The 13,069-nt window shown below is 37.3% G+C and carries 12 protein-coding genes; 6 read left to right on the top strand and 6 right to left on the bottom strand.

All coding sequences use genetic code 11. The features are described 5' to 3' along the window. Positions 1 to 5: 5 nt before the first annotated feature. Complete coding sequence (locus Anndu_RS05945; RefSeq protein WP_464103493.1) at positions 6 to 509, top strand: CIS tube protein; 504 nt, start codon at positions 6 to 8, stop codon at positions 507 to 509. Positions 510 to 600: 91 nt separating this feature from the next. Here the strand turns inward: Anndu_RS05945 and Anndu_RS05950 are convergent, their stop codons facing one another. After that, the gene (locus tag Anndu_RS05950) at positions 601 to 1,485 is read right to left on the bottom strand and encodes an energy-coupling factor transporter transmembrane component T family protein (RefSeq protein ID WP_464103494.1); all 885 of its coding nucleotides are present in this window, start codon (positions 1,483 to 1,485) and stop codon (positions 601 to 603) included. A gap of 50 nt (positions 1,486 to 1,535) precedes the next feature. Next, on the bottom strand, positions 1,536 to 1,754 hold the full coding sequence (locus Anndu_RS05955; protein ID WP_464103495.1) for a DUF167 domain-containing protein: 219 nt from the start codon (positions 1,752 to 1,754) through the stop codon (positions 1,536 to 1,538). 255 nt (positions 1,755 to 2,009) lie between these two features. On the opposite strand from Anndu_RS05955, the gene Anndu_RS05960 reads away from it, so the two are divergent. After that, a complete protein-coding gene (locus Anndu_RS05960; protein ID WP_464103496.1) occupies positions 2,010 to 3,689 on the top strand; it encodes a protein kinase domain-containing protein in 1,680 nt (559 codons plus the stop codon). 52 nt (positions 3,690 to 3,741) lie between these two features. Here the strand turns inward: Anndu_RS05960 and hemH are convergent, their stop codons facing one another. After that, positions 3,742 to 4,905 (bottom strand): ferrochelatase, encoded by a 1,164-nt coding sequence (gene hemH, locus Anndu_RS05965; RefSeq protein ID WP_464103497.1) that lies wholly within the window; start codon positions 4,903 to 4,905, stop codon positions 3,742 to 3,744. A gap of 409 nt (positions 4,906 to 5,314) precedes the next feature. Between hemH and ribBA the strand changes: the two genes are divergently transcribed. The 3 genes from ribBA (at position 5,315) to lgt (ending at position 8,761) form a co-directional block, all read left to right on the top strand. Beyond that, positions 5,315 to 6,991 carry a bifunctional 3,4-dihydroxy-2-butanone-4-phosphate synthase/GTP cyclohydrolase II gene (gene ribBA / locus Anndu_RS05970; protein WP_464103498.1) on the top strand — a complete coding sequence of 559 codons (1,677 nt, stop codon included), beginning with the start codon at positions 5,315 to 5,317 and terminating at the stop codon, positions 6,989 to 6,991. Positions 6,992 to 7,136: 145 nt separating this feature from the next. Beyond that, complete coding sequence (locus Anndu_RS05975; RefSeq protein WP_464103499.1) at positions 7,137 to 7,883, top strand: cobalt-precorrin-6A reductase; 747 nt, start codon at positions 7,137 to 7,139, stop codon at positions 7,881 to 7,883. 20 nt (positions 7,884 to 7,903) lie between these two features. Continuing rightward, positions 7,904 to 8,761 (top strand): prolipoprotein diacylglyceryl transferase, encoded by an 858-nt coding sequence (lgt, locus tag Anndu_RS05980; protein WP_464103500.1) that lies wholly within the window; start codon positions 7,904 to 7,906, stop codon positions 8,759 to 8,761. A 132-nt stretch (positions 8,762 to 8,893) separates the two neighbouring features. Here lgt and Anndu_RS05985 read toward each other — a convergent pair whose 3' ends face one another. Then, positions 8,894 to 10,138 (bottom strand): type IV pilus twitching motility protein PilT, encoded by a 1,245-nt coding sequence (locus Anndu_RS05985; protein ID WP_464103501.1) that lies wholly within the window; start codon positions 10,136 to 10,138, stop codon positions 8,894 to 8,896. A gap of 162 nt (positions 10,139 to 10,300) precedes the next feature. Further along, positions 10,301 to 11,401 carry a tRNA guanosine(34) transglycosylase Tgt gene (gene tgt, locus Anndu_RS05990; RefSeq protein ID WP_464103502.1) on the bottom strand — a complete coding sequence of 367 codons (1,101 nt, stop codon included), beginning with the start codon at positions 11,399 to 11,401 and terminating at the stop codon, positions 10,301 to 10,303. A 169-nt stretch (positions 11,402 to 11,570) separates the two neighbouring features. Here tgt and Anndu_RS05995 point away from each other — a divergent pair, with 169 nt between their 5' ends. Continuing rightward, positions 11,571 to 12,413, top strand: a complete 843-nt coding sequence (locus Anndu_RS05995) for an MBL fold metallo-hydrolase (RefSeq protein ID WP_464103503.1) — start codon at positions 11,571 to 11,573, stop codon at positions 12,411 to 12,413. Between the two features lie 12 nt (positions 12,414 to 12,425). On the opposite strand, the gene Anndu_RS06000 is transcribed toward Anndu_RS05995, so the two are convergent. Next, on the bottom strand, positions 12,426 to 12,935 hold the full coding sequence (locus Anndu_RS06000) for a hypothetical protein (protein ID WP_464103504.1): 510 nt from the start codon (positions 12,933 to 12,935) through the stop codon (positions 12,426 to 12,428). Between the last annotated feature and the right edge of the window lie 134 nt (positions 12,936 to 13,069).

Here is a 13,069-nt window from a genome sequence, read left to right on the forward strand (position 1 = left end):
AATTAATGAGTTCAACATTAGTGAAAGCCAAGTTAGAATCACAAGACGGAGGGGGTACAATTAATTTTATGTTTAACCCCGATAAATTGACGATTAAAAAATCAATTACTCTCAATGAAGATAAAGGTGCGAGAACGGCTAAGGGGCTACCAAAAATGACTTTTGCCCATCCTAATCCGAAAGAAATAACTATTAGTAATATTTTATTTGATACTTATGAAACGGGGGGCAATGTTTTAAGTTATATTCAACCTTTTGAAAAAGCACTTGACTTTGTGGGATCCCTTAAACGTCCGCCGACTTTTCTTTTTACTTGGGGAAGTCAAGAGTATATTCGCTGTTTTATTGATGAAGTTAGTTATGATTTAACGATGTTTTTACCTGATGGAACTCCCGTTAGAGCAGTTATTAATAGTTTAAAATTGAAGGAGATTGATCAATCGATCGCCCCTGCACCCGCACCAACACCAAGTAGGGAAAGCAGTTCCCCTTCAATTATCCAAGAATAGACTTATTTTCAGATGATAAAATATTACTTTGCTTGTAAAATTTTACCCTTTTGAGAATAAAAAATAGTTAATATTCCCCAGTCAATTTTAATTAAATTTCTGAAATAAAACCACCAAACATAATTCTAAAATACCAGAAAAAAATTAAAATTCCGATGGCCAAACCATCACCCCAACCTAAATTAAATTGATGCCATTTTACCCGATGTTCATTAGGACTGGTAAAGCCTCTAACTTGCATAGCTAAAGCAATTTGCTCCGCACGGCGTAATAAATTATCTAATAATTTTTCCGCCACCAATAACCATAAATTTAAACTTCTTTTAATACCTAATTTTTGCCAATTAATTGCCCTAGTGCGCACTGAACGGGTTAAATTTTGGATTTCTTCTAACACTAAAGGAATAAAACGTAAAGAAAGAGTTAAAGTTAATAAAATTTCCGTAACAGGTATTTTAAATTTTTCTAAAGGTTGAATTAATCTTTCTAAACCAGCAGTTATTTCTTCAGGAGCAGTAGTTAATAAATACAAATTACTACTATAAACAAGAGTAAATAAAAGGCTACTAATTCTCACCGCTATATCCAAAGATCTACGAGTAATTAAAATACTACCTTGTTCAAATAAAATATATTGATAATCAGTAGTTTTTGAGATAATTTCACCATCAGGTAATCGAGGTTGATAACTAACACCTAATCCATCAGGTGCTACAATTGTAATCAGAAAAATTAAAACACATAAAAACATTAACCAACCCATTTGTTGTTTCCAAACTCGCCAAGGAATTGAAGCACAAATCGTTAAAATTATTAAGACAATTACTAAACTAATGCGCCAAAAAGGATTAGCTAATAAAGGAGTAATTAAAAAACTCATTAACCATGCTAATTTAACTCTGGCATCCAATTTATGTAACCATGTTACAGGTTTTTCTAAATATAATCCGATCGGTAATGATCTTAATAAATCCATCTTAATAATTGATAGTTGATAATTGATAATTAATAACGAAAAACCAATAACTATTCAATAATAACTAATTTAGTTCGAGAAGATAAACCAGATTTAATCGTAATTTGAGATTTAGAAACTTGAAAATTTTTGGCTAAAATTTCAATTAACTCTCGATTGGCCTTACCATCTACCGGAGGTGATTTTAATTTGATCGTCAAACTACCATCACTTTCACGTTCAATTTTTTGCTCTTTAGAATTAGGTTTAACCTTCACTTGTATTTTCATCAGACAAAATTTATTTAACAATTGTTAATTATCAATTGTCCACTGTCAACTGACAAAAGGGTATAATCAAAATAAAACATGAAACAAAAATGACAACAGATCCACCACTGCCCAAGAAAAATTATAAAAATTTCCCTGAAAATACAGATCAATCACAGTCAAATTGTATAGGTTCAGGTTATCATAGATCACAAATCCCAAAAGTCTAATATTCCTTTATCCTGTGTGAAATAAGATTATAACGGTAATGCACCAATGAGCTATTGCATAAATCCTCAATGTCCTAATCCCAAAAACCCCCCCAAAACCAGAATCTGTCAAGCTTGTGGTTCTAGTTTAATCCTCAAAGATCGCTATCTAGTCGTTAGAAGTTTAGGTCAGGGAGGGTTTGGTGCAACCTTCTTGGCGGCTGATATTTCCCTGCCCGGAACACCCCCTTGTGTGATTAAACAGTTACGCCCTTCGAGCAATGTTCCCCAAGTTTTCCAAATGGCAAGGGAATTATTTGAACGTGAAGCCCAAACCTTAGGCCGCATCGGTAATCATCCCCAAGTCCCCCGACTGTTAGATTATTTTGAACATAATCAACAATTTTACCTGATTCAAGAATATGTTAAAGGGAAAAATTTGCAGGAAGAAGTCAAGAAAAATGGCGTTTTTAGTGAAGCAGGATTAAAACAATTTTTAAGCGAAATTTTACCCATGCTTCAATATATCCACTCCCATCAAGTCATTCACCGTGATATAAAACCTGCTAATTTAATTCGCAGAGAACAGGATCGTAAATTAGTTTTAATTGATTTTGGAGCAGTTAAAAATCAAGTTAATGTAGAATTAGCCGAAAATAGCTCAGAACAAACCGCCTTAACCTCTTTTGCCGTAGGAACTCCGGGCTTTGCCCCCCCCGAACAAATGGCCATGCGTCCCGTTTATGCCAGTGATGTTTATGCTTTAGGAGCAACTTGTCTTTATTTACTCACCGGAAAATCCCCTAAAGAAATGGGTTATAATCCCGCCACAGGTGAAATGGATTGGCAAAAATATGTCAATATTAGCGATCACCTCGCTAAAGTTTTACAAAAAATGTTAGAAGTCTCCGTCAGACATCGTTATCAAAGCGCTCAAGAAGTCCTAGATGCCTTGGAAATGGAGCCTTATATGGATAGTTTAGCCCAAGGTTTAGTTGCCAAACCAACTCAAAGCTCCTCAGATGACCCCAAAACTGGCATTATTAAATCCTTTAACACTGGTCAAACCAACATTTCATCCGGTGAGTCCCACACCATCGGCCATTCCCAGTTAGCCGATGCCATCCGTAACCGCCGCGCCCGTCGTCCTAGTTTGGAAGGGGGGGCTTTTAGTCCGGTCAACCGCAATCGTTCTTTTGACAGTAATTTAGGCAGTAGACCCCCCTCTAACCCCCCCAAAAGTACGGCTGGGACATATCAAAGGGCTGGGGGTGCGCCAAAAGCCACTCCTCAAGGGCAGAAAAAAGTTCCCCAACGCTTAACCGAACAGGAAATTGTCACCGCTTATCGTAATGGCCGGCGAGATTTTACCGATCAAAATTTAAGTTATTTAAAATTACCCGATGTGGACTTATCGGGGGCGATTTTTCATCAATCTAAGTTAAATAAAACCAATTTTCAGGGGGCTAACTTATCCAGTGCGGATTTTGGCCGGGCTAGTTTAGTTCAAGCCAATCTGCAAAATGCCAATTTAGGAAGGGCTTATTTTAGTGCCAGTAACTTAGAAGGGGCTGATTTTCGGGGTGCGGATTTAAGTTTTGCCTATTTTAGTAAGGCTAATTTAAAAGGGGTTAACTTTTGTGGGGCTAATCTAGCCAATGCTAAAATTACTCCCGAACAATTAGCCCTGACTAAAACTAATTGGGCTACGATTAAACCTGATGGGAAACGGGGCGGTTTTTGGTAAATTAAGGTGGGTTTTATTGATCTAGCAAAGGGTTAAAACCCTTTGCCCTTTCTTACAATAAACCCACAAAATGTAAAGGCCCATGGCCGCTGACTAACTCCAATAATAAAGCCAAAAACCCTAACATAGCCAAACGGCCATTCCAAACTTCCGCCGCCGTAGTCAACCCCCACTGCCAACGCTCTTGGGGGTACATCTTCATGTTTTTCTTCGGGTGGGTTACTTCCCCAAAACTACAGGGAGTTTGATCTAAAGAGTCAACCACTAAGTTAGCTAAAGCCTCAATAAACATTGGCTCAGTATTTAAGGCCGCAACTCGATAAAATTTTTCAATTCCAGCTTGTTCGGCAATCTCTTTATATTCAATATCAATTTCTTGTAATGTCTCAATATGCTCAGAAACAAAGCTAATTGGCACTACTAAAATTTCCTTAACTCCCTTGGCTCCCAATTCATTTAAAGCATCTTCTGTATAGGGTTGTAACCATTCCACCGGCCCGACTCTACTTTGATAGGCTAAAATGTGAGGATTGGGACGATCTAATTCCTGCATAATGGCACGGGTACAAGCCTCTATTTCCTCTTGATAGGGGTCTCCGGCTTCTTCAACATAACTTTTAGGCACACCATGAGCGCTAAAAAAGATTTGAACCTCATCAGGATGCTCACATTTTTTTAATTCTTGATTAATTAATTTAACCATAGCTTTAATATAACCCGGATAATCAAACCATGAAGGGATGAGGGTATAATCTATTAACCTTAAGGCCGGATCGGTTTTCCACATTTCTTCTAAGACTCGAAAACTAGAGCCACTGGTACTAATGGAAAAATGAGGATAAAGAGGTAAAATTACTAATTTTCTAATTTGATCCTGTTTGATCTGGGCGATCGCTTCTTCGGTAAAAGGATACCAATAACGCATTCCAATATAAATTTTAGCGTTTTTACCCATTTGTTCTAATTGGGCTTGTAGGGCAGTACCTTGTTCTTCCGTGATCCGCCGTAAAGGAGAGCCACCGCCGATCTCTAAATAATTATCTTGAGATTTTTTAGCTCTTAAAGTAGAAATCAACCATGCTAAGGGCTTTTGTAGCCAAGGAAAGGGTAAACGGATGATTTCGGGATCAGCAAATAAATTAAACAAAAAGGGACGAACATCCTCTATTTTATCCGGCCCCCCTAAATTGAGTAATAATACCCCAAGACGATCCATAATTGTAACAGTTTTTTTATAATAAATTTTTTTTAGATATATTAGGTTAATTGTAACAAGAAATTGGTCAATTTTGAACGCTCAATCATCTATTATCAATTGACAGTTGACAATTGACAATTTTCAATGTTCTACTTTTTAGTAGAGCTTATGGTCAACTCAACCCTGTCAATTGTCAATTATTGAATCGTTATTTTTTATTTATAACAATAATTGTTCAAGACTTAAAAACTAATAATAATTGACCAACAACATCAATTGTTTAACATTTTACATTAATTATTCTGATTATTCCCTATTATCTAACTTGGGTCACAAGTCTATTCGATCAATGTGATCAAAACAAGCTACAATGATTTATAGAAGTAGTCAAAAAACATTTACATTGTTGAATCATAAAACCTCAAACGTGACCAATATAGATAACAAAGATTTTAATTTTAACTCCATTGAAGAAGCCCTTACCGATATTAAAGCGGGTAAACTTGTCGTGGTGGTAGATGACGAAAACCGAGAAAATGAAGGTGATCTGATCGGTGCGGCTGAGTCTATTACTCCCGATCTAATTAATTTTATGGCGGTGGAAGCTAGGGGCTTGATCTGTCTTGCTCTGACAGGCGATCGCTTGGATCAATTAGATTTACCTTTGATGGTGAGTAAAAATACTGACACCAATCAAACCGCCTTTACCATTAGTATAGATGCGGGGCGACATTTAGGCGTAACAACGGGCATTAGTGCTGAGGATCGGGCTAAAACCATTCAAGTGGCCATCGATCCCCAAACTAAGCCCGAAGATCTCAATCGGCCGGGGCATATTTTCCCCATTAGAGCTAGAAAGGGAGGGGTTTTAAAAAGGGCTGGCCATACGGAAGCTGGTGTGGATCTGGCTAAACTAGCAGGGCTTGATCCTTCGGCGGTGATCTGTGAGATCCAAAATTCTGACGGCTCAATGGCTCGATTACCTGAATTAATCAAATATGCCCAAAAATTTAATTTAAAAATTATTACTATAGCTGATTTAATTAGCTATTGCTTAAAAAATAACCGTTTTGTTTATCGAGAAACTATTGCTAATTTACCGAGTCAATTCGGAAATTTTCAGATTTATGGATATAAAAATAGTCTGGATAATACGGAACACGTTGCGATCGTCAAAGGTGATCCAGCCACTTTTGGGGATGAGCCTGTGATGGTACGGATGCACTCAGAATGTTTAACGGGGGATGCCCTTGGCTCGTTGCGTTGTGACTGTCAAATGCAGTTACAAGCGGCCTTGAAGATGATTGAAAATGCGGGGCGTGGGGTAGTAGTTTACCTGCGTCAAGAGGGGCGTGGGATTGGCTTGGTCAATAAATTAAAGGCTTATTCTTTACAGGATTTAGGTTTTGATACTGTAGAGGCTAATGAGAGGCTCGGATTTCCCGCCGATTTGCGCGATTATGGGATGGGGGCGCAAATGTTAAATGATTTAGGGGTGAAAAAAATCTGTTTAATTACCAATAATCCCCGTAAAATTGCAGGTTTAAAAGGCTATGGTTTAGAAATAGTTGATCGAGTACCTTTATTAATAGAAGCTAATGATTATAATACCACTTATTTAACAACAAAGGCTCAAAAATTAGGTCATTTATTATTACAAACTTATTTAATTACGATCGCTATTGATTTTTCAGAAAATGTAGATTCTGTTACTCGTTATGAGAAAATTGAGCAGATTAGAAGTTTGGCAAAAGCTAATGATTTGTTATTACAAGAAGAAGCTAGACCGGTTAGTATTGCGGTATTTGGTCAACCTTTGTTAGTTTTTCATTTAGGTTTTGATCAGCCAAAATTAGCTTTTTCCCAATGGTATCAAAATCAAAATCATCCCTATTCACAGGCGATCACCCAAATATTAGATCAACTAATTACTTTCCCAAAAATTAAAAAGATTAAATTTTTAATTGGGGAAGGTGATGATCCAATGTCAAGTTTACAAGTTAATTTAATTAGAAAAAATTTAGATCAAAAAGCTCAATTTGCTCAAATTTTTCATCAGTTAGAAACTCAAGTTATTTATCAGTTGATAATTGATAATAATTAATAATAGATAATTGATGATTTCATTAAGGCTAAACCCTTATGCTACAAAAACGAAGCCTGTCTGCACAGGTAGGCTTTGTTTGTCTAACCCAACCCTTTAGGGTTTGGGAATAAGAAGATCTTTAATTAATTCAAAAAAATAAACTATGAAAAAAAGAAAATTATTACTTTTAGGAGGCACAACAGAGGCAGTAAAATTACAATCTTTAATAGAAAAGATCAGTGTGATCGAGATGATCACATCCCTAGCAGGTAGAACAAATCAACCAGTGAGCAAAAGTACCCGTATTGGTGGGTTTGGGGGTGTTTGCGGTTTAATTGACTATTTACAACAGCAAAAAATTGATTTAATTATTGATGCCACCCACCCCTTCGCCAATCAAATGTCATGGAATGGCTATCATGCTAGTGTAGCAGTTAAAATACCCCATTTACAATTGGTGCGATCGCCTTGGGAAAAACACCCTCAAGATCAATGGTTAGAGGTTGACAGTCATAAAAGTGCTAGTGAGATTTTACCCCAATTAGGTCAAAGAATTTTTTTAACCATCGGCCGTCAAGAATTAGCCCAATATTCCCACCTCAAACAACTATGGTTTTTAATGCGTATGATCGATCCCCCTTCGCCCCCCCTTCCCACAGGAGAAATAATTTTAGCAAGGGGGCCTTTTAGTTTAGATCAGGAAAAAGCCCTATTAAAACAATATCAAATTGAGGTAATAGTGAGTAAAAATAGTGGGGGTGAGGCTACCTATCAAAAAATTATGGCCGCCAGAGAATTAAATATTCCGGTGGTGATGATCAAACGTCCACTTTTACCCCCCTGCGATCGAGTTTTTAATGTAGAAAATGCTTTAAAATGGTTAGAAAAATTAATATTTAATCCTTATTAAATAAAACTTAAATTTATTTTATGTTGTTAGCTTTTCAATTTCAATCACCTGGCCCGATTTTATTTGATTTAGGTTTTTTTCAGATTAGATGGTATGGTTTATTAATTGCATCTGCCGTCTTAATTGGTGTTACCTTATCTCAATATTTAGCCCCCCGTAGGCAAGTTAATCCCGAAGTAATTGGTGACGTTATAATTTGGATTGTCTTAGCTGGTATTCCTTGTGCAAGAGCTTATTACGTCTTATTTAATCTACAAGATTATATCCAAAATCCGCAAGATATTATTGCAGTTTGGAAAGGAGGAATTGCCATTCATGGAGCAATTTTAGGAGGCATTTTAGCCACGACAATTTTTGCAAAAATTAATAAAATTTCGGTTTGGTTATTAATTGATTTAATCACCCCCTCTCTTATTTTAGGACAGGCGATCGGGCGGTGGGGGAACTTCTTTAATTCTGAAGCTTTTGGTAAACCAACAGATCTACCTTGGAAATTATATATTCCTTTTTATAATCGTCCAGTTAACTATCAAAATTTCGACTATTTTCATCCCACATTTTTATATGAATCAATCTGGAATCTAGGGGTTTTTATCATCTTATTATCCATCTTTTTTTGGGGTTTAAAACATCAAAATCAATTAAAAATAGGCACTATTTCCCTACTTTATTTAATTTTATATAGTAGCGGTAGAGTTTGGATTGAAGGCTTAAGAATGGATAGTTTAATGTTAGGGGGTTTAAAAATTGCCCAAATTGTTAGTTTAACAGCGATCGCACTGGGAATTTTTGGCTTATTTTGGCTTTATCGAGTCAAAAAACCTTTACCCGATGTAGTTTCAGTGATTAGTGATCAATTACCTATTAACAGTAAATAATAATCAGTTAATGATTACCCAAACCCTGAAGGGTAGGGCTAGATAGACAAAGCCTGCCTGCGCAGGCTTGATTGAAGTCTGCATAAGCAGACTTTGTTTTTATAGCACAAGGCTTAGGCTTCAATCAAAAAATTACACCCTGCCACGCAACATCATGGCCATTTCGTTAGGGGTGGGAGACTGGCCTAAAGCCACTTCTTCAGTAATGCGCCCTTCCTGATAAAGATTAAATAAAGCCTTATTCATGCTAATCATGCCATCAAACTCACCCTGATCCATCAGTTGAGCCATATCCTCATACTTACCATCTTTAATATATTCTTTCATGGTTTCCGTATTCACCAGAATATCATGGTAAGCCGCCCGTTTACCGTCCGTAGTACGACATAAACCCTGAGCAATGATAGCCACTAACGACTCAGCCAAAGCGATGCGCATCGCCGTTTGTTCTTCAGCCGTATATAAATTTAAAACCCGCTCAATGGTTTTAATCGCACTATTGGTGTGTAATGTTCCCATGACTAAGTGACCAGTTTGGGCGGCTTTGAGGGCGGTGTTAACCGTTTCCTTATCCCGCATTTCCCCCACTAGAATGAGGTCAGGATCTTCCCGTAAAGCGGCCTTAAGCGCATTATCAAATTTTAAAGTATGTTGCCCTACTTCCCTGTGTTTAATCAAAGACTTACGACTTTGATGCACAAACTCGATCGGGTCTTCAATCGTAATAATATGTTTAGCGTGTTCTTTGTTAATATAATCAACCATAGCCGCCATCGTAGTTGATTTTCCAGAACCCGTTGGGCCTGTTACTAAGACTAAACCCTTATGGGAATCGGAAATATCCCTAAACACGGGAGGTAGACGCAGTTGTTCCATCGTGAGAATTTTTAAAGGAATAATCCGTAAAACTAAGGCCGGGCCTAATAAAGAGTCGAAAACATTGATCCGGATCCTCGCAAAATCATATTGAGTTGCACTATCAAGATCCAGAGTATCTTTAAAGCGTTGTATTTCTTCCTCTTTTAACACTTCATATAGCCAACTAAAAAAAGTATCCGTATCCGTCACAGGATACTCAGTCATAATGATTTCACCCCGATCGCGCAAACGGGGTTTTTCTCCTACCCCAAGGTGAATATCAGAACACCCCTGTTCATGGGCTTTTAAAACAATTTCATTTAAAGTCGGTTGGCCGGGGCTACGTTGGGGTCTTTGATGACTACTAGCGGCCATAATATTCGGCACAGAAGGGGAAGCTTTCTGGTTTGAGGGCATTTGCACAGTTTTATCCGTGCCAGTTCTCGGTGGTGGTGGTGGAGCGGCCGTTCTTCTTGGAGGCGGTGGTGGCGCAGGCATACGTTGAGTTTGATCAGCCATAATTTTTTCCTCATTAAATTTAATGATCTTTATTTATACTGTACAACTTTTTAAGTTTAATTTTAAAGAGCAGTCTTAATGCTCTTTTCGCAATCTCAAGGAATCACGATTACGATCTAATCAGTATTATATCAATTGAGAGTTGAAAATTTGTTGAATCAATTAAGTTAAAAAATGCCCATATTTTTCCAGAAATTGATCTTGTAAAATTGCCTCCCTAATTTCCCTTGTAAATCTAATTAATTCCGTTACATTATGTAGAGAAATTAAAATATATCCTAACATTTCCCGTGAGCGAATTAAATGATTAAGATAGGCTTTCGTAAATTGGGTACAACAGATACACTGACAAGTGGGATCAAGGGGGGTAAAATCCTCTTTATATTGGGCATTTTTTAAGTTAATTCTATTGCCTCTGATTAAGGCCGCTCCATGTCTGCCCAATCGAGTCGGGATCACACAGTCAAATAAATCTATCCCCGATGCGATCGCAATGGCCATTTCTTGATATGTTCCCACCCCCATTAAATAACGGGGTTTAGTTTCAGGAAGTAAAGGAGTGGTAAACCTAACTATTTCATGGATTAATTCCGGTTTTTCCCCCACACTCACACCCCCGATCGCATAGCCGGGCAGATCTAAATCAATTAAACTTTTAGCCGCCTTTTCCCTTAAATCTTGATAAATACCCCCCTGCACGATGCCAAATAAAGCCTGATCTTCCCTTGCATGGGCATTTATACAACGCTTTAACCAGCGATAGGTGCGATCGGTGGCCGCTTCAATGGCTTCCTTTCCGGCGTTGGCCGGAGGGCATTCATCAAAAGCCATGATCACATCTGCCCCTAAATTATTTTGAATCTCGATCGATTTTTCCGGTGTAATCTTAATTAAACGACCATCACGGGGCGATCGAAAAATAACCCCCTCCTCACTAATTTTATTAAGATCACTAAGACTAAAAACCTGAAACCCCCCCGAATCGGTTAAAATCGGTTGATTCCAGCCCATAAAATGATGTAAGCCTCCCGCCTTAGCAATGATCTGTTCACCTGGTTGAAGATGGAGGTGATAGGTATTAGCTAAAATCATTTGAGCCTGAGCCGATCGCAGTTGATCAGGAGTTAAACCCTTGACGGTGGCTAAAGTTCCCACAGGCATAAAACGAGGCGTTTCGATCACTCCATGGGGAGTATGAAAAATCCCCACCCTAGCCTGAGTGTGACAACAAGCTTTTTGACATTGAAAAGAAAATAATCCCACTGATCCAAAAAAAGAATAAAATAAAATAAAATAAAGAACTAATTTTTAGATAGTCATTAAATAATCAATTGTCAATTGTCACCTGTCAACTGTCAACTGATAAATTGTTATAATCTAAAATAGTCTGTTATAGTCTAAGGTTAAAGCAAAAGTCAATTTGTCACCAACAGTGAATCAAGTAACCAACCAAACCAACTCTGATTTTTCCATTCAATTTTGGGGAGTTAGAGGTCAGATCGCAACTCCGGGGAAGGAAACTGTCCGTTACGGAGGTAATACCTCTTGTTTAGAAATGAAGGTGGGAGGAAAACATCTGATTTTTGACGGTGGCACTGGCATCCGTGAGTTGGGAAATCATTTATTATCTCAAATGCCAGTGGAAGCTTATATTTTCTTTACCCACTGTCATTGGGATCGCATTCAAGGTTTTCCTTTTTTTGTTCCGGCTTTTATTCCGGGAAATAAATTTCATATTTATGGGGCGCAAGCGTCTAATGGGGCTAGTTTTGAGCAACGTCTTTGTCATCAAATGTTGGGTCCTAATTTTCCTGTGCCAATCCAAGTTATGCAGTCAGAATTAGATTTTCATGATTTAATGATCGGCCAACGGGAAATTTTAGATAATATTACCATTGATACACAATTTTTAAATTATGAGCATCGCTCGATAGGTTATCGAGTTAATTATGAGCATCTCTCAGTAGTTTATGCTACAGATACAAAAAAGAATCCTGAACTTTTAACAAAAAGTTTAATTGATTTAGTTAAAAGTGCTGATTTATTAATTATAGATACTCCTGATAATCAAGAATTTGAATCTTTAGAAGAAGAAAGTGATTTTTGGTTAACTTATTTAGAAGCGGTTAACCTTGCCCAAGTTAAACAAATTGTCTTATCAACTCATCATCCTGATCATGATGATCAGCGCTTAGAAAAATTAGAATTTGCCATTCAAAAAGTTTTTCCCTGTGCTTCTTTAGCCAGAGAAAAAATGAATCTTGAGGTTAAATAATCAGGGTAATAATTAACGAGAAATTCTCAATTGATAGGGGTGGTAACTGTTTTGTTGATATGAGCCAACCCAAACTTGATAATCACCCTGCGCCCATGAGCCGTTAATCTGAGGATTAGGTTGGCCGTTATAGTCGTCATTACACCATGTGCCTCCCACTCCGGTAATGACTAAGGTTGTGTCTACTTCGCTTGTCACTTGCATGGTTAAAGAGCTAAAGGGGGCATTTAGAATTACTTGATAGTCTGGTTGACGTTGCATATAACCTTTACATGAGCCTGTGGGGGTTGATTCAATATTGGTAATTGAATTAACTGGTGAATTTCCTCCGCTCACTCCTTCTAAAATCAGAGGATTAGGAGCAAAGTTTTGATTTAAAGTTTGTCTGCCAAAGATAGCTTGTGCATTTTGGGCAAGGGCGATCGAGGGGGTTAAAACCGCCATGATCGTCAAGAGAAAATAAAATTTCCGTTTTGACCAAAAACTAAGATTTATTTTATTAAAAAGAATAGATTTAATCATTTTCAATTAAAGTTTAAATTTATCTAACAATTTCAAAAAGTACCGTTGTATTTTGATAGGAATTGACGTTTTATGATTTAATTTTGTTCCCTCGATTGTTAAGTAATCAATAATAAGTAATAATGATAGCATTG

The sequence above is a fragment of the Annamia dubia NIES-4383 genome (genome assembly GCF_055394725.1).

Bases quoted from the DNA above. Each gene is read 5' to 3' on its own strand.
- Anndu_RS05945 (WP_464103493.1), top strand. From the start codon at position 6: ATGAGTTCAACATTAGTGAAAGCCAAGTTAGAATCACAAGACGGAGGG.
- Anndu_RS05955 (WP_464103495.1), bottom strand. From the start codon at position 1,754: ATGAAAATACAAGTGAAGGTTAAACCTAATTCTAAAGAGCAAAAAATT.
- Anndu_RS05950 (WP_464103494.1), bottom strand. From the start codon at position 1,485: ATGGATTTATTAAGATCATTACCGATCGGATTATATTTAGAAAAACCT.
- Anndu_RS06000 (WP_464103504.1), bottom strand. From the start codon at position 12,935: ATGATTAAATCTATTCTTTTTAATAAAATAAATCTTAGTTTTTGGTCA.
- hemH (WP_464103497.1), bottom strand. From the start codon at position 4,905: ATGGATCGTCTTGGGGTATTATTACTCAATTTAGGGGGGCCGGATAAA.
- Anndu_RS05975 (WP_464103499.1), top strand. From the start codon at position 7,137: ATGAAAAAAAGAAAATTATTACTTTTAGGAGGCACAACAGAGGCAGTA.
- Anndu_RS05960 (WP_464103496.1), top strand. From the start codon at position 2,010: ATGAGCTATTGCATAAATCCTCAATGTCCTAATCCCAAAAACCCCCCC.
- Anndu_RS05985 (WP_464103501.1), bottom strand. From the start codon at position 10,138: ATGGCTGATCAAACTCAACGTATGCCTGCGCCACCACCGCCTCCAAGA.
- lgt (WP_464103500.1), top strand. From the start codon at position 7,904: ATGTTGTTAGCTTTTCAATTTCAATCACCTGGCCCGATTTTATTTGAT.